This window comes from Gammaproteobacteria bacterium, from assembly GCA_022340215.1.
In the GTDB taxonomy this organism is placed as follows: domain Bacteria; phylum Pseudomonadota; class Gammaproteobacteria; order JAJDOJ01; family JAJDOJ01; genus JAJDOJ01.
Genome location: JAJDOJ010000045.1, coordinates 1 through 19,921 on the forward strand (window position 1 = coordinate 1; position 19,921 = coordinate 19,921).

Sequence of the window (19,921 nt, forward strand, 5' to 3'; positions counted from 1 at the left end):
CTTAGGCGATTTCTGTCAAATAACATACCATCCTGCTTGTCTTTTCGTCCGTCCTCTGTGTTGCAACAACAGTGACATAGTTCGACTATGCGCCTGTTGTTGCGTCTTGATGACGAACGAAAATCCGGCGCGATCTGGTATGCCATTTTCCGGCAATCGCCTTAGATGTTCGGTGTGAGCAATCCGTCACAGCTGCTTCGGAGAACCATGTCCGCAACGCAGGAGCTGGCGCCCTGGGGTGACCGTCTCGAGGTTGACCTCTCGGCGGTCGCGGAGCATGGTGAATCGCATCTTTTACCCGGCCGAGGGGCGCCGCTGTTGCAGCATGAGCGCGTGCCCCCCCAACGAAAGGACCGAAATCATGACCGAGAAGCGGCTCGATGAGCTCGGGCCAGCGCTACGCGGAGAGATGGTCACGCGCGAGAATAATGAGGCGTTCGAGGCCGCCCGCTTCCGGGGCTGGAATCGCGACCTGAATACGCGCATGACTCCTTTGGGATTCGTGGTCGCATCTGGCACACGGGATGTCGCGACTACCGTGAAGTACTGTCGCTCCAACAACATACCCATCACGGTTCGCGGCAAGGGCGCCCACTCCCCCTACGGGATGGCGAATGATACCCTCGTAATCGACCTGGTTAAGATGACCGCCGTCCGCGTCGATCCGGAGAACAGGTTGGTTCATGTCCAGGCGGGTGCCGACGGAGGCGACGTCGACCACGAGACGGCACTTCACAACCTCATCTGCGCAACCGGCTCTGTCTCACACACCGGTTTCGCGGGCGTAGCGCTCGGCGGAGGCATCGGCCACCTGAGTCGTTGGCTCGGGGCCGTTGTGGACAGCATCGTCAGCTACGAAATGGTCACCGCCGAGGGAGAGGTTGTCCGTGTGGACGAATCCCAGGATCCGGAGTTGTTCTGGGGGATGCGCGGCAACGGAGCGAGCTTTGGCATCGTTACCGAATTCGTGTTGAAGCTCCGCGACATGCCCAACGCCGGGGCTATTCGCGCAGCTCCCATACTGTGGGGTATCGACAAGGCAAACGAAGTCATGTCGTCGTGGATGGGGCGCATTGCCAGGCCCGGACGCAAGGACACAGAGACTCTTCAGTTTGCGTTCCTCCACTCCCCAGATGGTCACCCGGTCTGTGGCGTCATTCCTCTCATCGTCGGCGAGACAGAGGAAGCGGCCACGGCGACCTGTGACGAGGTGGCAGCGTATGGCGGCGGGGCGCTGGTGCGTCAGGACACCCAGCTGCCGTACACAGCGATGCAGGCTGCGCTGGACGAGGCCTTCCCGTACAACGTCAACTACTGGGACAAGGGTGTCTTTGTAGATTGGGATCCCAGTGACGACAAGGCAGTTCAGGCCATCGTCGACATCGCTGTTAGGACCTGGAGCAAGCAGCCCGAATTCGCGTCGAAGACGTGTACGTTCCTGCTCTTCATGGAGGTCAATGGTGCCGTGGGCGAGGCTGATCCAGCCTCCACCTCATTTGGCGCTCGCGGCGGACGCCTGTGGTGCTCGGCTCTCACCGGCTGGTCCGACGACGACGACGGCAAACGCGCCGCCAGCAAGAAGTGGTGCGACACCTTCGTCGAAGCGCTGGAACCGTTTCACGTGACGACGTATCTCAACAACGCCATGCCCGTGAATGAAAAAGAAATGCGGCGCGTCTTTCCGGAAGAAACCATGAAGCGTCTGCGGGCTCTCAAGAAGAAGCACGACCCCCAGGGCATGTTCAAGACGGGAGCGTGGCAATACGAGGCCAACACCTGAAGCTAAGACATCAATACCTCGCGGGGTGAAAAGCCTCTCTGCGGCTGGCACACTGTGCAACCGCGGTGGAGCAGATTGGGAAAACCCAGCTCCCTACGGATCGACACCAGGGTGGGGTCATGACGCTGCGGTGCCGAACAAAACGCGGCAGCGGACAGGCACCAGCGAACCCATCATCGACGGCGCAAAACATGACGCTGGTGCCTGGCGCTGAGCGTTGTCGTTATGTCTCTTCTGGGTCGTTACCGGTCATCCCACGCTCAAAACCGTCCGCCCTGTCAGGTCCACGCTTTCCTGGGCATGAGCACTCGTTGCTGTCTTCAGTTCACCTCGGCGAAGCAGGTCTCGAGCGGATTCAAGCCCGTCGGCACGAGCGCCTGCTCGATCGAGTCGTCGGCCGGGTCGATTACCACCAGGCCTGGGGCGGCGGGATCACCGTTGCCGACCCAGAGCTTGCCGAGCGGCCCCGCGGCGAGCCCGGTTAAATTGAGTCCGGCGAGCCCGGCCACGGCGATCGGACCATTGACGTCGCCGTGCACCGCACCGGTAACCGGATCGAAGCGATAGAGCGTGCTGTCGGCGAAGGCGTTGTCGGTCCCGATGAAGTAGCCGCGGTTCGCCGAAACCAGCGCCATTCGGAAGACCTGTCCGAAGGGATGGTCGTGCGTCTCGCCGTCATCGACCAGGACCCTGGAGACGAAGCTCGCCGGATCGACGGTCTCGATACCCCCTGTGTATTCGGGCTCGACCCCGAAGGCAGGAAACCCCAGGCGGCCCGCCGCCTCAACGTAGAGGGTATCGAGCTGCGGGAGATACTGGATCGAATTCGGGTTCCGTAAGACCAGTGGAATACCTTTCAGGCCGTCCGCGACGCCCATGCCGGTATCGATCTCGGTGTCGGTCTCGACGTCAAAGACAGCCAGATACGCGGTATTCGACGGCACGTACGTCGCGTCGAGGCGTTGCATCACGATGTAGAGGCGCCCATTGGCGATCACCGCGTCCTGCATGTGCGGCACACCGCCGCCGGCGGCATAGGCCCCGAGGTCGAGTTCACCCGTCTTGAACGCCCCGGCGTCACTTGCTGACGGATCGACGATCCACGCCTTGTTCGACCCGTAACGCAGCAGATAGGCCTTGGTGTCGCCGGCGAAAACCAGTGCGGACGGATTGCTGTCCCCCGACTCGTCCCCGTCGGTGCTGAACTGGAAAGACTCGCCCTGCGATGTCGCCACCACGTTCGCGGGATCGGCCACGTCGAACTTGGCGACGTTGTTTCCCCCGAAACGCTCCATCCGATAGAAATAGCGGCCGTGGCAGGCAACCGCCAGATCGGAGATCGTCGGCGCCAGGTTGCTGGTCGCATCCCGAGGTGGTTCGGCATCGGCGACCGAGGTGGCACCGCTCCCGAAATCGGGCGCCGCGGTCACGGTCACGGCGACCTGCCGCGGTTCGCTCGGGGGTGGCACAAACGGCGAATTCCCTCCCCCGTCACTGCAGGCGACGACGGCAAATGACGTCGTCAAGGCAAGACTGATCCTGAGTGCCGCCATCGCCAGCAGCCCATACCCCCGCGGCTGTTGTCCGCACCAATCCACTGTCAGTTTCAACATTTCACGTCTCCCTTTCTCAATTGTCCCGGGTAACCCCGCTTCACGACCCCCGCGGTCCGTCCCTCAAAGCAGATCTCCCGACCTGCACACCCCGATCCCACGTCATCCGTCGAACCGCCATGACACCGTCCCGAAAAACGCCCGACCCGGTGTCGGAAAGCCGTTGAACTGTTCGAAGTTCTGGTTCGTGAGGTTTTCCGCCTGGAAGCCTAGCCGCCAGCGCCCGAATTCTCCGGCGACTCCGACGCTATGCTTGTTCACGCTGGTCGCGGGAAGCAGATTGGCCCGGTCGTAGAACAGGCCGCTCTGGTACAGGAACTCGTAATAGAACTTGAACCGGCCCAGGAACTGGTCGAGCCTCAGGTACAGGTCCGTTGTGTAGCGCCCCGGGAGCCGCTTGCCGTCGAACGCGGCCACGTCGCTACTATTCTCGGGGTTCAGAAACGTCGCGTTGACGGTCATCAGGGTATCGGAGGGAAACGTCAGGGTAGTACCGAGCTCCAGCCCGACGATGCTGGCGCTGGAAATATTGACGGATCTACCCACGCCGCGCGCGTCGAAGACGAAGGCGATGAGGTCGTCGACGTCACTGTAGAAGCCCGTGGCGCGCAACTCGACGCTGTCGAGCCAGGCAGCCGGGGCGTAGGCGTTGTACAAAAGGCCCAGATCCAGATTGATGCCGGACTCCGCCTCGAGCTCGCTGTTGCCGATGATGAACCCGCGGTCGCCAAAGAGCTCGAAAAAGCTCGGGGGCCTGGCGTAGCGCCCCGCATTTGCCTGCAGGTCCAGCCCGGGGGTGACCTCGTACTTGAGACCCAGTTGCGGGCTCCACCAGGATTCGGTACGTGGCCCCGAGGGGTCACCGAACGCGTCCTGGTTGACCAGATAGCGCAGGGCCGGGACGACGAGCAGTCGCTGGTCGAACCAGAACAGAGATGCCTGCATCCCGGCTTCCAGCGAGTTGCGTGACGCCTCGCGGGTTTCCCTGCGATCGAGCTGGTCCTCCGACTCGTAGGTCTCCCGGCTCACGTCGAGGATCGCGGCGATGGTGCTGTCGAGAACGGCACGCTCGGCATAGGCCTGCGCGCCGTATCGGTGAGTATGATCGAGGGTGTCGCTCGCGATCTGTCCGATCTGCGCGAGACTGTCGTCGAAGTCCTCTCGCACGGTTCCGCCGTACAGCCTCAGGCTGCCGTTCCAGGGAGTGTCGGCCAGTGTCTCCGCACTCAGCCGCAGGTTGCCGTTGAACTCCCGGGTATCGAGGGTTGCCACGGTATCGGGACTGTTGTCGACACTCGGCAGTCCCTGATCCCTGCCGAAACCCGTGACCATGAGGTCGAGCCGGACGTCGTCGCCGAGACGGCGACCGGTTTTGAATAGCCCCCCGCCTCGCTCCACCTGGGCGTTGTTGCGCTGCTCCTCGCGATCATCACCCGAGTTGAGGTCCGTGCCGTTGTCGTTGACGAAGGTGAAATCATTCTTCGAGTTCAGGTAGTCGGCCGAAAGCACCGTTTCCCAACCGCGGTGCTCTCCCTGATGCAGCAGGCCCGCCTCCACGGTGTGGAACGATCCGTACCCGACATTGGTCGAGGTCCGATTCCCCTCACTCGCGCGGGGGGTACGGATATTGATCGCCCCGCCCAGGGAGGCCCGGGAAAACTGTATCGGGGTGATACCGCGATAGATCTCGATGGCACCGACCGAGGCGAGGCTGACCCGACTCAGGTCGACCCCCCCGCCAAAGGCCTGGTTGAGTGGCAGTCCATCGAGATAGACCATGACCTGCTGGCTCGATGCGCCACGCAGCGAGGCCTCGGAGATACTGCCAAGGCCCCCCGAACGCCGTACCTGAACACCTGTCTCCGCTTCGATGACCTCACCCAGGCTGGTCAAGCTTCCCTCGAAGCGTTCGCGCCTGATCACGGTGACCACCGCCGGCGTCTCGGCCAGGTCCACGTCGCCGACACGGCGCGTGCGCTCCGGCGTGGCCGTAACCTCGAGAGGATCGAGGGTCTCGATCTCCTCGGCGCCGACGTGCCCCACCATTGCCACCGAGAGGAGAGCCGCTGTCCACTTCATGCTTCCGAAACCTATCCATCCCTGGTCCCTCGACACGGGGGACCTCGACGACAGCCGGACAATAGGAAGCGTGGAGAGACAAAGCGAGCACGGGGGGCCGCCGCTGGCTCTGCCCCGCTCGCCCGCCGCGACCGGAACTCAGATGCCGCGGGCCGGTCTCCGGACTGACGGGTCGTTCTTCACGGAGGAAGAACAGCAGCGCGGATCGCCTTCCCGTGTCATCACACAGTGGCGTCGTGACCCGCGCCAGACCCGATCACCGTTGCGGGGGCAGTGCCGGACTTGCGTTTCTCAACACACCGGCTTCCCGTTTCATCCCCTACCCGGATAGGCTCGGGGACACCCGTGGCAAACAGATCGAGAATCGATTTCGGTCCAATTCTACAGGGAGTTCGCGACCCGGCGAAACCCCTGCGGAGCCGACCCGCCGGTCCCGAGCAGGTACCGACAGGCGGCATGGATGCGCGGCTAAGTGGTCTGATAATATGGACTTTTCTCAATGCGCCTACCCTCAAATCGGTATATGCTTTAATCCAATATCACGCGGAACGTGTCTGACCCCGTGCCCGGCGACGACGGACCGGGGTGCGTTCCGGAAAATTTCATTGAATGCGATGAACGAGAACGCCAAATACTCAACACTCATCCCGAAACTGAGGGCTCGGGCGAGCGACATGATGGGCGCGACCTTCGAACAGACGCTGAAAAGGGCGCGCGACCCCGAGTTTCGCTCCGATCCTAACGCCGAGAACATGTATACGCGCTACGACGCGCTCGATACCTTCAGCACGCACTACGAGACCATCCGTTCCCAGGCGATCGACACCCTGCTCGGTGGACTGGTGAAGGGTCGGCCGGGAACGGCCCAACTCCCCGCGCTCGACGACATCGACGGGCTGTCGCTGGTTGGCGCAGACGCCATGGATCTCGCCGTAGCCAGTACCCGGGGCATCCAGAAGGCCAACGAGTCCTACCGCGAGCTGCTCCTCCACCTCGACCTGCGTCTTGCCGAACTTGCACTCCTGAGCGGGGCGCGAATCGAGCCCACGGGGTTCCACCCCGAGAAGATTTACAAGGCCATCGAGCAGGCGCTGTCCGCGATGGACCTGGAGACCGAAAGCAAACTGATCCTGTTTGGCTTGCTGGACGGGTACATCGCTGCGGGAATCGAAAAATTCTACCAGGCCGTCAACCAGCTCCTAATCGACGGGGATGTCCTGGCTTCGGACCACCTCATGCGGCACGCGCTGAAGGCCCGCGATGCCGTCAGGTCCGAACGCATGCCGACGGGTGCACACCCGCAGATCCCAGCCGGATGGGCGCCGGAAGGAACCGCTGGCTCCTCCGTCGAACAGGCCAGACACCTCGATCCCCGCGCCGGCTATGAATCCGGTCTCTACCCGGGGATCGGCGCCGCACCCCAGGCGGCGGGGTCCGGCGGCATTGATTCCGGTGCCCTGGGGGCATTGCGATCCTACATCGCAGGAGGACCTGCCGGACAGGCCCCACATCCCACCGCGACCGGTAGTCAGCCTGCCCTGTTCGCGGCGGTCGCTTCGACGAGTCCCGTGGTGCGGGCGCTCACCGCCGTGCAGCGCGCGGCGTCGGCAGACGGTGTCGCCCTGGCGGCGGACGAGATCAAGGGGCAACTGGCGGCTGCCTATTCCGGGGAAGCCGGGAGCGGCGATACGTGGAAGATTACCGAGGGCGAAGAGCGCGTCATCGACTTCGTCAGCCAGATCTTTCAGGGTCTTTTCGAGGACAACTCGGTCAGCGACGCGATCAAGGCGCTGATCTCCCGGCTGCAGATCCCGATCATCAAGCTGGCCCTGCTCGATTTCAATTTCTTCCAGCACCCGGACCATCCCGCGCGACGCGTCCTCAACGAGCTGGTTCAGATCGGCATCGGGCTCGAAGACCGGGACGACCCGCTGTTCTTCCGGCTCCAGAGTATCGTCGAAACCATCCTCGCCGACTTCGATACCGACACGCAGCCCTTTGAAGACGCCCTGCGCAAACTCGCCGAACTGACCGCACGCGACAGCTCGGAAGCCGAGGAGAACGAGGTACGGACCCTTCAGGAAGCGGTACGAGAGGCCCGCCGCTCCGCCGCCAAGCGGCACGTCATCTCTACAGTCAATCACTTCATTCGCAAGAAACAGGTACCCGCCGAGGGGATCCAGTTCATCCTGAAGTGCTGGGCACCCTACATGGGCATGCTGTACCTGAGGGACGGCAAGGACTCGAAAAACTGGGGGGAAGCCGTCGGTGCGCTCAGGCACATCATCGAGGCCGTGCAGCCGGAACGGACCCGTGCCGAGGTGGAGGCGCTGATCGGTAAGGACGAAACCTTCTTCGACGAGATCAGCGACACGCTGTCGGAGTCCTTTACCCTCCAGGAAGGTCAGAAAGGCATCCTGTCGCGATTCCGCGACTGGTTCCATGCGTGGTCCGGCAATCTCCTGAATGAGGAAACCGAGGAACGAGAGGCCGCCGTCGTCGAAGGTGCGGAGATCCCCGAAGATCTCCCCGTACCGAATATCGAGAACCTGCTACCCGAGGTGGACCCCAACGCGGGCACGCCCGAAGACCTGGTGAAGGATCTTCTCGACCGAATCCCAGCGGAGGTGAAACCGCGCTCCTGGTTCGAGATCTACCGGGGCGAGGATCATGCCAAACGTCGCCTCAAGCTGTCGACCATTCTCAAGGACACGGGAAAGCTGCTGTTTGCCGACCGGAAAGGTCACGACGCCCTCGAGGTCGATCTAGCGGGTTTTCTGGACGACCTGCGCGAGGGCCGATCCCGCCTGATCGAGGAAACCTCCTGCTTCGACCGGGCCCTGTCGGCGGTGATCACCAATATCCAGGACAACAACCTGCATCAATCGACGGCTGCCTGAATGCAGTCCAACGTGGCACGCGAGAGCCATTGGCTCTGCGCTGTGCTATACCCGATTCACGACTGCGGCTCGAGTCGATAGAGACCCGGTCCTCGCTCTAGGAGCCTGTCGGACTTAGGTGATCGTAGCGAGCATGATGGGAGAGCGAGATCGAATGTTCACGATTTTGAGGCGCATAGTGGGCCTACGCAACGAAAAATCGGGGGCATTTGAGCCGAACTCCCATCAGCGCAGTAGATTAATCCTCAGTCCGACAGGCTCCTAGAAACAGTGAAAACCGTTTCTCCCTCCCCTGCCGGATATCGAAGGCCTTGATGGTCGCTTTCGTGCAGGCGGTTTTGTCTGTGCACTCGGGACTGGTGAAATGGATAAACCATAGCCCATACCGACGGAATCTCCACCGCCTTCTCAAGCATCTCTGGTTTCGCAAAGGCCGCTCGGTGAGGGTCGGCCGCAGGAAAAGGCATCGCTGTATGGGCTGAACTCCGGAGCCCTCACGCCTCAGGGCGCGGTCACCGGCCCCAGTGCGCTGACGATACCAGCGGCGTCGTAGATGTTCAGCTCGGGCCTCGCCTTACCCTCGCCGAGCAGTTCGATTACGAATCCCTCCCGTCAAGCCCGGAGACGCCGGAATAGTTCCTGACCGCCTCCGCCGTGACATCGGTTTCGGGGTGGAACCACTGCAGTTTTTCGTGCAACCGCACGACCTCGCCGACGATGATCAGTGTCGGGGGCTTCACGTCGTTGTTCTCGACCAATCCGGGGAGGCTCTCCAGGTCGCCGAGCAGAACACGCTGATCCGGTGTGGTGCCCTGGGTGATCAGGGCCGCGGGCGTCGAACCGGCCAATCCATGGATCTTCAACTGTTCGCAGATGACCCGCACCCCGTGCAGCCCCATGTAGAACACGACGGTCTGTCGCTCGTGCGCGAGCATCTCCCAGTTGAGGTCGACCGATCCGTCCTTGAGGTGGCCGGTGACGAAGATGCAGGCCTGGGCGTAGTCGCGATGGGTTAGCGGGATACCGGCGTAGGCCGCGCAGCCGGCCGCCGCGGTGATGCCGGGCACCACCTGGAACGGGACGTCTTCCTCGATCAGGGAGGCGATCTCCTCCCCGCCACGACCGAAGATGAAGGGATCGCCACCCTTGAGCCGGAGGACACGCTTGCCCTCCCGGGCGAGCCTCACCAGCAACTGGTTGATGTTTTCCTGGGGGATCGCGTGACGGGAGCGCTCCTTGCCCGCGTAATACTGCTCGGCGTCCCGCCTCACCAGGTCCAGCACCGGTTGAGAGACGAGCCGGTCGTAGACCACCACGTCCGCCTTCTGCATCAGACGCACGGCCCGGAAAGTCAACAGGTCCGGGTCCCCGGGTCCGGCGCCCACCAGGTAGACCTCACCGCTGTGCGGTGGTTCCCCCTCCGCCTCGTCGAGCAGGCGGCGCAGTTCCTCGCGCGCTGCGTCGTCGCGGCCCGCGAAGACCATCTCGGCGATCGGCCCCTCCAGGACGGATTCCCAGAACGCGCGGCGCCGCTCGACCCGTGGAAACACCTCCTTGGCCCTGGCCCGGCAAGACTCGACAAGCCTCGCCAGGCGCCCGTAGGCCGCCGGGGTGCAGATCTCCAGTCGCGTTCTCAGCAACCTCGCCAGGACCGGGGACGCCCCGCCGGTCGAGACGGCGATCTGCACCGGCGAACGGTCGATGATCGAGGGCATGACGAAGCTGCCGTCCCCCGACCCGGTGACGACATTGACCGGAATGAAATGGGCCCGCGCCAGCTCGGCGATCTCACGATTTATCAAGGCATCGTTCGTCGCGGCAATGACCAGTGCCTTGTCCTCGAGATCCTCCGCAACGAATGGCCGCGACTCGATCCGGGCCTTTCCGGTATCGACAAGCTCCTGCATTTCGCGCCCCGCCGCCGGCGCCACGACGATCACACTGGCGCCGGCGACGCTCAGCAGCGCGGCCTTGCGCGCCGCGACCGCCCCGGCGCCGACGACGAGACAGGGCTGTTCCTTGACATCGAGAAATATGGGTAACCGCTCCATCGGGCCTCCTTCCGGCCTCAATCGTCCGACCTCAACAGGGCGAACTGTTCGAGTATCGGCCCGGTCACGGGCTCGATCTTCCTGCGCATGACGGTACCGATCGAATCCGTCACACCAAAGATCGGCGCCACGAGCTGCTCGCCGATCATTGAGAGCGACACCATCGCGCGCAGGCGTTCGCGCTGCGCCGGCGCCCTTTCGAGGACCGCCTTCAGTTCATCGGGACAGTTGTCCCCGAAGAACTCCCCGGCCGCCACGTCGATGGCCGAGTATGCGCGCCTGCGTTCCTCGTCCGGCCGCACGCCGGCGAAATAGTCCCCGACCGTGTCGAGCAACGCGACAACGACGTCCTGGTTTACCGGTTTTCGCAATACCTTTTCCGCCGTCAGCAGATAGCGCTGACCCGCCGCGCCCAGCACCCGGACGAGTTGTCGCGCAAAGGGATTGCCCGAGTTGATCAGGGGCTCCAGCGCGGCCTCCACGCCCGCCACGCCTGGATATGGCGAGACGGGTTCCGGCAACGCGTCCGGAATGGCGGCCAGAAATCCGACATAGTACGAGTTCTTCCGATTGCAGCGCGCCCAGAGCGCATCGCGCTGCTCCCGGCTCGTCAACCCCGGCTGCAGAATCAGGCGTACCGAATCGATCATGTCCTGCGGCTCTTCCTCGAAGGGCAGGAACTCCAGGAGAAACGCCGCCAGGTGCGGACCCATCGAGCCGCCGGCGACGGCCTCGCGCTCCAGCATACGCCTGGCGTTGGGCGCGGTCGGGTCCGCCCACCAGGCGCGTCGAGCGATCTCGTTGGTCAGACCCGGGGCGTGAACCACCGCGGCAACGGCCTCGGGCTCGCCCAGCAGCAACAGTCTTTCCAGGCTGTCACTGCGCGCCTGCCCCATGCGGGTCCACCGCCGCAGATAGACCGGGAACCCCCCCGGGGAACCGAGAAAACGGGTCGAAAGCGTTTGCCGGACCAGTTTGAGATAGGGTTCGTCCCGGCCGGTCGGATAGAGCTTTACCTTCGCCTCACCCTTGTCGGAGAGGGCGTGCACGACCATGCGTGACTCGTCGATTCGGACCGCTTGAAGATCCAGGGCGAGTAGTACGTTGAGACGCAGGGTGTCTTCGCCGGACAACTGCATCAGTTCAGCTGCACCCGTTGCCCCCAGGGTACGGGTGTCTTTCCCTTGACCAGCCAGATGACCGGGTAGGCCGGCGCAAGATCCGGGAACCTACCCTGCGCGTCGGTGAAGTACACCAGCAGGTCGGGCTGCATGTCCTGCGCCGAGACCCACTCGAATACCGGATTGAAGTTGGTACCGCCACCACCCTTGAACGAGCGCGGCAGTGCGAACGCCTCCCAGGGCTCGAAGCACCACGGTGCATCCGGGGCGAGTTTCGCATCACAGGCCAGCAGCGTGATCCTGGCGCGCATCTGTCCCTTGAGTGCATCCACTTCCGAGAGGAACTCCGTCATCTCCGTCCCTGACACGGAACCCGAGACGTCGAGCGCGACGACGAGATTGATCTGTGCACTGCGCAGCGACGGCAGGATAGCCGGGTCGCCCCGCCGGGAATTCGGACGCGAATAGCTGTAGTCGTCCCGGGCGACGGTGGTCATGTAGCGGGCGAGGAGCATGCGCCAGGGCAACTGTGGCTGCAGCAGGAAATCCACCATGCGCGCGAGTTCGCCACCGAGCTTGCCCGCCTGGGCGGCCTGTTGAGCCGCGCCGGCCAGGCGCTGCTGCCATTGTACGGCAAGCGCCTCGCGTTCCGAACTGCTCAGTGGGGGTGGCTGCGGCGCGCCGCCCCGTTCGGTGTCCGGGACGGCCTCCGGCCGATCGTTGGCCGTCTGTCCCCCGTCCCGCGGATTGTCTTTCGGGGCCTTGTTTTCCCCGCCACCGGCGTCGCGCTTGCCTTCGTCGGCCTCGTCCCGGTCGTAGACGTGCTGATCCAGGGTCTTGGACTCGTCGTCCTTATCCTCCAGAAAGGGATAGATCTCCTCGGCGGTCATCCCCCGATAGCTGTCCTCCATCAGCATGCCGGGCGGCGGCACTAGCCCGTCGCCCACCAGCAGCGGATTGATGGCGAAATCGCAGGCGAGATCCCAGCGGTGCTTGATGCGATGCGCGCGCCGCGCGAAATGCGACAGGGCGCAGTGCAGCGCCTCGTGCGCCAGAATGAACTGCGTCTCGTCGGACCGCAGGGCCTCGATATACTCCGGGTTGAAATAGAACTTGCGTGCGTCCGTCGCCGTGGTGCGGCACCACTTCGGGTCCGCCGCGACCAGGGGCAGGCGCAGGACCAGCGCGCCCAGGAAGGGCTTGTCGAGTATCAGCCGCGTGCGCGCCGCCGACAGCTTGTTCTCGATCGACTGGAGATCCACGAAACGATTACTCGCGATACGCCGGGCTGGACGCAAGTTGCGAAGGACTGCGTCTACGTCTCATAGAGCATGAGGTCCGCGATATCGTTTGCCCAGGCCGAGAAGGCGGGGGACTGAAACAGGGCCTCGCCGATCGCGCGGTGCATGTCCGAAACCATCATCACCCCCATCTCGCGCTGCGGAAAAAGCCGGGCGTATTCCAGGATCCGGCTGTAGGTCTCGTCCGCCTGGGCGGTACCGCGCGCACGGATGGCACGCCCGACAAGCGCCGCGGCGACCGCATATTGCAGGTCGATCTCCTCTGGCACAGAAGCCTCCTCGCCGCGCAGGATCGCCTCCAGGTCCGGCATCTGGTCCAGGCTCGCCACGAAGGCCCCGAGTTCGACGCCGGCCGCCGGTCCGACGCAGGCCTGCAGGGCGCCCGACAGCAGATCGCTGCGATCGATGAATTTCTGCAGCGCCCGGTGCGCAAATTCCCAGGAGCGCGGCGAGGGAAACGCCACCGGATTGTGGGCGGGGTCGAAATCGAACAGCAGGTCGGGCCGAAACCGCAGAAATCCGATCACGCGCTCGTCGATGCCGTTACCGTACGCCCAGGACACCCAATCGTCCAGATGGGTCTCAACCTCGTAGTGGGAAAAGCGGTTGGCCAGCGGCGCGGGCATGGTATAGGTCACACCCCGGTCGCCCTGGCGGTTACCGGCCGCGAAGATCGCCCAGCCTTCGGGGACGAAATAGTGCCCCAGCCGGCGATCGAGAATGAGCTGATACGCGGCGGCCGAAACGCTGGGTGCGGCCGAGGTGATCTCGTCGAGGAACAGGACGCCCTGCGACCCGTGCCGCGTTTCATCCGGTAGCATCGCCGGCACGGCCCACTCCACGGATTCGCCAATGCGAAACGGAATACCCCGCAGGTCACTGGGCTCCATCTGCGAGAGCCGGATGTCGATTACCGGGACCCCATGCCGCTCGGCGATCTGCGCCACCATCTGCGACTTGCCGACCCCGGGCGGGCCCCACAGCATCACCGGCGTGTGATGGCCCTCGCGGGCGCCCAGGAATTCCCGATCCAGTATGGAGATGATGTGTGCCGGTCGCATGGTTCAGTTCACCCGGGGGGCGGAGCCCCCAAATCTTCCCTCAGGACCTCTCGAAACCCGCCTTTCTGTACCATTCCCGGGCCTTCTCGGGATCACGCTCGATACCCCGGCCCTCGTCGTACATCATGGCCAGCGTGGCCTGCGAACCGGCCAGACCCTGCTCGGCGGCCTTGGTGAACCAGCGCACCGCTTCCGCGCCGTTCTGCTCCACGCAGTCGCCTTCCATGTACATGAATCCCATTCCGTGTTGCGCCAGGGCGTGTCCCGCTTCCGCCGCCTTGCGCATCCAGTTCACGGCAGCCTCGGGATTGGCCACAACCCCAAGACCGTTCTGATACATGATCGCCAGCCTGTGCTGCGCCTCGGCATTGTCTCGGGCAGCCAGTGGTGACAGCAGTTGCATGGCCCGGGAGAAATGCTTCGCCTCGAACGCGGCCATGCCACTGTTTAAGTTCATCTGTAACTCGGCTTCTTGATGCTGTGCGGGGGTATCACCCATTCGACCGTCTCCCTGTTTACCGCTATGAAGTTCTGGACAGCGTCACTCGGGGCAGCGCAGGCCCTTGCAAGTCTGCAAGGATGGCACATCCCGGGGACCCATGGCAGGGGTAGATAGTAACCACTTGCATTACGAGGCAAGAATACCCCGTTGGTGGGACTCTCACGGGGTGTTTTCGGCGGATTTTCAGAAACTTGTCATCACGATGGATGCGCCGGCCCGTACCGTCAGTGCGTGCTCCGCCGCGATCGCGACGTTCCATCCCCCCCTTGGGGATATTCAGGGACGCCCCCAAACCGGTTATTCTCCGCCGATCATATTTCAGAGTATCTTGTTGATTTTATAAAAGAATCAACCATGCTTTCGGAACCTGAAGCAACCGGCGATGACGCGTATATACCGATCAATGCGTGTACCCGGGGGCCGGAGCGAAGTATGGCGTCATGCACCGCAAGGGGCTTCTCGCGGCCGGCGTTGGTCTGGATCTGTCGGTATCCGCGGTCGCGCGTCGACTGGAGAATCCCGAAGTCGGTGGGTCAGATCGACGAGCAGGTCTGACGAACCAGGGATCTCTGAATAATTGAAGTGCTTGTGGAATAATTCGCCGCCCGGCCCGGGAGAAACAGGTAACAGCCCGTGCACAACCACCGAATCACGTTAGGATATTGTCTACTAGAGGAGAAAACCATGGCACACCCCGGAGAAGACTACAGAGAAGCTACCGCCAAAATGGATGAGATGGGCGTTGACCCGGAATACGTCCTGGGATGGCAGGGCGGTTATCTTGGTCACCCGAAGCGTGAGGAGCAGCGCGTCTCGGAGGCGTACGATGCCGGCTATTCCGACGGCGAGGAGAAGGAGACGGGTAACTTCGACAAGTGGGTCAAGTCCTGAACTGCTGACACCTTCGGCACCAGCCGGGTGCGCGGCACCTGGCCGGCGTCCGCCTGCGGCTTCGGCCTGGCCGCGATGTTTGCGGTGATTCTGCCGATCGATCGACTACCCCTCGCCCCAGACCCCGCCATCCGGCACGATCGAATCCCGCATTGTCGGCGCGGATTCGGTCATCCCTTGCAGCGATCGCTGCAGTGCGTCCATCGCCTTCGGCGCCTCGAGATCGATCACGTAATCTGGGATCCACTTGTTGTCCTTCGCGCCCATACGGTCCCGCACATGCTGACCGAGATTACGCCGCAGGCCGAATCCCGGCCCCTCGTCGCGGTCAAAAGCGAACTCCGAGTATTCGGTCATTCGATCGTTGATGAATGCGACCGTCTCCTCGCGATAGTCACCCGGCCCGTTCGCGTCCTGGCGATTATCGTCAATCAGACTGACGAGTTGTCTCGCCAGGGCGACAATGAACGCCCGGCGCACGTCTTCCTCGTATTCACCGTAAAGCAGCCTGTCAGTCATATGAATGAGGTAGACGACGAACTCGCAGATCACGTCGAGCCGTTGGGAATGCGTTTTGGTCTCGAATCCCTCGTTCTCCAGATTCAGGAGTCCGTCGCCCGCGATGCGCCAGATGTTCGCGCCCATCGCCCCGGCGATATCGTCGATGCTGCGTTGCCTGTCTTTCTGGTTCCAACGGGACTTCAGCCGCGCCATGATTCATCCTCCACCGCAGGTACGCGGCTCGCCTCACCTATTGCCGAAGGTAGTATAATGCAATGGAGGCCGATCTTACCCATTGATTTTTGGTGGTTTTTATTCCGCTCAAGGACCTGTAGTCTGGTCGACCCGTGCGATCGGACCCGGGTGCGGATTCGCGGGATACTTGAGGTTTGAGGTCAGGATGGCACTGAACACACGAAAGCTGCGCGAAACCATACAGCACAACTGCGACATCACCGACGCACAACACGCCTCCGATTACACGCTGTGCATCTATCTGCTGAAAATGCGGGAGCTGTTTCGCTGGGAGAAGGGGCTGGGTTTCGAGAACAATATTTCGAAGGAAGAGATCGGAAGCTGGCTGACCGAACGCGAACAGCGCTGGGAACACCTGGAGAAAGAGCAATACCGGCCAATCGAGATCGACGGCGACAGGCTCGAACCCTTCGATGCCGATGCCGTCAATAGCCATCTGCTGGAAGAGGGATTCGTCTACAGCGGCGGTATCGGGCGCCGGGGCACGGCCCATTTCTTTCTAGGCCATCTCAAGGACAGAAGCGACCACGACGAATACCGTATCCTGGTCGCAGGAAAGGAACTGGCCCGGGACCTGACCTCCCCACCGGCAATGACCCTGGGACAAACCATCTACGTCCGCCAGGAATCGCTGACCCGCATGATCTGGGAAAAGTTCCAGGAATGGCAATGGCACCAGTACGAAAACGCCATGCAACGCGCCATCTCGTTCTACGACTTCGATCACGACGTACAGAGGGCGCTTGAAGCAATGATGGAGACCGAGGTGGAGCCGGTCGTCCAGCATGAGATTGGCGAGGTTCAAGCCGGCGAGCTGCTTGGCAATCAGTGGGGAGAGCTGGTGATGGCGGCATCGTGCTCCCGAGCGGAGATCATGGCGCGGGCGGTGAGGGATCACCTCGCGGACACCCTGACCACCCTGCCCGCACTGATCTACAGCGGCGCCGAGGCCTCGCTACACTTCTACATGGCCAACCTCACCGCCATGCGCAAGGACCTCTTCCCGGGGATCGGCATGGCCTACGACGAATGGGCCGGCGGCGGGAGCCTGGACGCGATGCGCGAGGTCGTCGAAACGGGGCGCTCGCACTGGCTGGAAACCGCCAGGGGTATGCTCGAGATCCATCACTCGCACGGCGAGGACGCCCGTCAACCGCTGGAGCATTACGTCGAATCACGACGCCTGACGGCGTAGCCCCATGTACCACGACAGCTCGATCCGCACGCGCTTGTCCACGTTGCGCGAGGTCAAACCTCACAGCTTCATCTTCGAGCAGGACGCGGCGTTGCCGGATGCGGTCTGCGACGAGATGGTCGCGCGTTTCGAGGCCGCGCGAGAAGAGCAGTATCCGGGAAGGATCGGACAGTCGATGCACGAGGACGACAGCATCAAGAAGTCGACCGATCTGGTGGTCAGCGGCAAACCGCATTGGAAGGACATCGACAGGACGCTGTTTCGCTCCCTGGGCCGCGCGATGCTCGAATTCCGCGAGGGCTTTCCCTACTTCAAGGGCCCGTTCAAGGACATGGGTTACGCCATTCAGCGCACTGACCCGGGCGAGTACTACCACTGGCACATCGACGGCGGCAGCCACCAGTTCAGCCAGCGGCAACTCGTCGCCGTCTGGTACCTGAACGACGTCGACGGGCCCGGCGGGGAGACAGAGTTCCTTTTTCAGGATGTCCGAATCACCCCGCACAAGGGCAAGCTCATCCTCTTCCCCCCCTTCTGGACCCACGAGCACCGCGGCGTGCAGTTAAAGAAAGGTGTCAAGTACATCGCCACAACCTGGGTGGTGTTCGCCTGATCCCGGAGGTCCCTCGCCTCGTCCGCAGGGTTTGGAATCCTTGTTGCTTCGCCCTTCCGACCCCATGACCGACATGATTCAACGCTTAGGCGATTTCTGTCAAATGACATACCATCCTGCTTGTCTTTTCGTTCGTCCTCTGTGTTGCGACAACCGTTACATAGTTCGACTATGCGCCTGTTGTCGCGCCTTGATGACGAACGAAAATCCGGCGCGATCTGGTATGTCATTTTCCGGCAATCGCCTTAATCGATCACACACCGGGTCGGCAAACCGGCTACTGTCCCGGAACATTCGACGCGCCGTACGATTTACCGCGACAGCAGACCATCCAGCGAACTGATCACGCCATTCCCACCCCGCCGGATCACATGCGTGTAGATCTGGGTGGTCCTGATGTCGCTGTGCCCCAGTTGCTCCTGAACCGTTCGGATGCCCGCGCCGCGTTCGAGCAGATGGGTCGCGAAGGCGTGGCGAAACGTGTGGCAACTGGCCGGCTTGTCGACGCCGGCTTTTCTCAATGCGAGCTTGACCGCCTTCTGCACGCTGCTTTCGTGAAGATGATGGCGACGATGCTCACCGGAGCGGGGGTCCGTCGATCGTTTCGAGGCGGGAAAGACATACTGCCAGATCTTTCTCGTGTACCCCTCGAACCTTCACCAACTGACGACGCAGCGGTAGAAGCAGGTCTTCAGGCAGCGTAACCACGCGATCCTTTCCGCCCTTGCCGTCGCGTACGTAGATCGCTCGGTGGGACAGGTCCAGGTCCTTGACGCGCAGCCGCATACACACCATCAATCTGAGCCCGGAGCCGTAGAGCAGACAGGCCACCAGCCAGTGATCCCCGTCAAGGTTCGAAAGCACGCGCTGAATCTCATCACGCGTCAGGACCACAGGAAGCCTCTCGCGCCGCTTGGCGCGAACCACACCGTCGATCAGATCCAGCGGCCTGTCGAGAACGTGCCTGTACAGAAAAACGAGCGCGTTCAGCGCCTGATTCTGCGTGGCCGGAGCCACCTGCCTCTCCGCTGCAAGGTGAATAAGATACTCGCCGACTTCAGACTCGCCCATCTCCCCCGGGTGCCGCTTGCCAGAGAACAAAATGAACCGCCTGATCCGGTCCAGATAGGTCTGCTCGGTCCGATAACTGTAGTGTCGGACCCGGATCGCCGCCCGTACTTCCTCCGGAAACAGAGATTTTCGCCGTCCCATGGCTGTCCTTGCCCCATCAATGCTGTCACTACATACAGTCGTCTAAATGCCAAGCAGCGTGCAAGCATGCTAGACGGAAGATCTCCACCAAATATCCCGGACGGACCCTCAGGCACCCTGCATACACCTGCCACGGGGAATCCACAACCGATTGATCTGACGACGGACTATACTCTCTCCATACTCTAGAACCTTATTTGGCAGGATCTTTGTGGAACATCCACTTGGGCAGAGACTTTCCCAGCGCAATTACGGATTCTCTCCGCCCATTATATGTTGGGCAGGAAGGCAGACCATACATCATAAGTGAAAATGAAAAGTAGAATATACACAGATACGTCCGTAATCGGCGGATGTCTCGATGTTGAATTCAAAGAAGGATCTTTGACGTTGTTCGAAACCTTCAAGGCAGGGTCAACGGTGCTCGTAGTTTCAAATCTCACCGTTGCGGAACTGGAATCGGCACCGCAAGCTGTTCGCGATGTTTTGCTTTCGGTACCGAGGGACCACATGGAACTCATAGAATTTACGGAAGAAGCGGGCGACCTGGCAGAAACGTACCTGAAAGAAGGTGTTGTGTCTCGGAAAAGTCGAGTGGATGCACAACACATCGCAACAGCTACAATAAATCGTGTGGACGTCCTGGTGAGTTGGAACTTCAAGCATATAGTGAACCTTGAAAAAATACACGGATACAATTCCGTGAACTGAAGTTTCACCGTTTTGAGGTTGCTCGAACCCGCACCGGCTATGGAGCTAGGATAATTCCGAGGGGTTTTGCGCAGTCGATCGCAAACCCCCGCAAAATTACCGCTACGCGCACAGATTCCATGGCCCGGAAAACAC

General features: G+C 62.1%; 14 protein-coding genes, 1 pseudogene and 1 riboswitch. Of the genes and pseudogenes, 6 read left to right on the plus strand and 9 right to left on the minus strand.

Features of this window, described 5'->3' with window-relative positions:
• Positions 1–361 precede the first annotated feature (361 nt).
• A complete protein-coding gene (locus tag LJE91_03185; GenBank protein ID MCG6867749.1) occupies positions 362–1,780 on the plus strand; it encodes an FAD-binding oxidoreductase in 1,419 nt (472 codons plus the stop codon).
• A 320-nt stretch (positions 1,781–2,100) separates the two neighbouring features.
• Here the strand turns inward: LJE91_03185 and LJE91_03190 are convergent, their stop codons facing one another.
• Both LJE91_03190 and LJE91_03195 read right to left on the minus strand, forming a co-directional pair.
• Entirely contained in the window at positions 2,101–3,393 is a 1,293-nt protein-coding gene (locus LJE91_03190; GenBank protein ID MCG6867750.1) for a hypothetical protein, read from the minus strand.
• A gap of 102 nt (positions 3,394–3,495) precedes the next feature.
• Positions 3,496–5,472: a TonB-dependent receptor gene (locus tag LJE91_03195; GenBank protein MCG6867751.1), complete on the minus strand. Its 1,977-nt coding sequence runs from the start codon at positions 5,470–5,472 to the stop codon at positions 3,496–3,498.
• A 132-nt stretch (positions 5,473–5,604) separates the two neighbouring features.
• A riboswitch (cobalamin riboswitch) is annotated at positions 5,605–5,834 on the minus strand.
• A gap of 252 nt (positions 5,835–6,086) precedes the next feature.
• Here LJE91_03195 and LJE91_03200 point away from each other — a divergent pair.
• Entirely contained in the window at positions 6,087–8,372 is a 2,286-nt protein-coding gene (locus LJE91_03200) for a DUF1631 domain-containing protein (GenBank protein ID MCG6867752.1), read from the plus strand.
• 596 nt (positions 8,373–8,968) lie between these two features.
• On the opposite strand, the gene cysG is transcribed toward LJE91_03200, so the two are convergent.
• From cysG to LJE91_03225, 5 genes are read right to left on the minus strand one after another with little or no spacing between them, the layout of a single operon-like run.
• Positions 8,969–10,423 (minus strand): siroheme synthase CysG, encoded by a 1,455-nt coding sequence (gene cysG, locus LJE91_03205; GenBank protein MCG6867753.1) that lies wholly within the window; start codon positions 10,421–10,423, stop codon positions 8,969–8,971.
• Between the two features lie 17 nt (positions 10,424–10,440).
• Entirely contained in the window at positions 10,441–11,562 is a 1,122-nt protein-coding gene (locus LJE91_03210; protein ID MCG6867754.1) for a sulfur reduction protein DsrS, read from the minus strand.
• Positions 11,562–12,806: a VWA-like domain-containing protein gene (locus LJE91_03215; GenBank protein ID MCG6867755.1), complete on the minus strand. Its 1,245-nt coding sequence runs from the start codon at positions 12,804–12,806 to the stop codon at positions 11,562–11,564. Before LJE91_03215 ends, LJE91_03210 begins: the two co-directional genes overlap by 1 nt.
• Positions 12,807–12,859: 53 nt before the next feature.
• Positions 12,860–13,906, minus strand: a complete 1,047-nt coding sequence (locus LJE91_03220) for a MoxR family ATPase (GenBank protein MCG6867756.1) — start codon at positions 13,904–13,906, stop codon at positions 12,860–12,862.
• A 40-nt stretch (positions 13,907–13,946) separates the two neighbouring features.
• Entirely contained in the window at positions 13,947–14,405 is a 459-nt protein-coding gene (locus tag LJE91_03225) for a sel1 repeat family protein (protein ID MCG6867757.1), read from the minus strand.
• Positions 14,406–15,092: 687 nt separating this feature from the next.
• Between LJE91_03225 and LJE91_03230 the strand changes: the two genes are divergently transcribed.
• Positions 15,093–15,299, plus strand: coding sequence for a hypothetical protein (locus tag LJE91_03230; GenBank protein MCG6867758.1), 207 nt, complete (start codon positions 15,093–15,095; stop codon positions 15,297–15,299).
• A 105-nt stretch (positions 15,300–15,404) separates the two neighbouring features.
• Here the strand turns inward: LJE91_03230 and LJE91_03235 are convergent, their stop codons facing one another.
• Positions 15,405–16,013 (minus strand): hypothetical protein, encoded by a 609-nt coding sequence (locus LJE91_03235; GenBank protein MCG6867759.1) that lies wholly within the window; start codon positions 16,011–16,013, stop codon positions 15,405–15,407.
• Positions 16,014–16,200: 187 nt separating this feature from the next.
• On the opposite strand from LJE91_03235, the gene LJE91_03240 reads away from it, so the two are divergent.
• Both LJE91_03240 and LJE91_03245 read left to right on the plus strand, forming a co-directional pair.
• Positions 16,201–17,250 (plus strand): hypothetical protein, encoded by a 1,050-nt coding sequence (locus LJE91_03240; GenBank protein ID MCG6867760.1) that lies wholly within the window; start codon positions 16,201–16,203, stop codon positions 17,248–17,250.
• A gap of 4 nt (positions 17,251–17,254) precedes the next feature.
• Positions 17,255–17,863 (plus strand): 2OG-Fe(II) oxygenase, encoded by a 609-nt coding sequence (locus LJE91_03245; GenBank protein MCG6867761.1) that lies wholly within the window; start codon positions 17,255–17,257, stop codon positions 17,861–17,863.
• Between the two features lie 311 nt (positions 17,864–18,174).
• Here LJE91_03245 and LJE91_03250 read toward each other — a convergent pair.
• Positions 18,175–19,075: pseudogene (locus tag LJE91_03250) on the minus strand (tyrosine-type recombinase/integrase).
• 312 nt (positions 19,076–19,387) lie between these two features.
• On the opposite strand from LJE91_03250, the gene LJE91_03255 reads away from it, so the two are divergent.
• Positions 19,388–19,786, plus strand: a complete 399-nt coding sequence (locus LJE91_03255) for a PIN domain protein (protein MCG6867762.1) — start codon at positions 19,388–19,390, stop codon at positions 19,784–19,786.
• Positions 19,787–19,921: the final 135 nt, after the last annotated feature.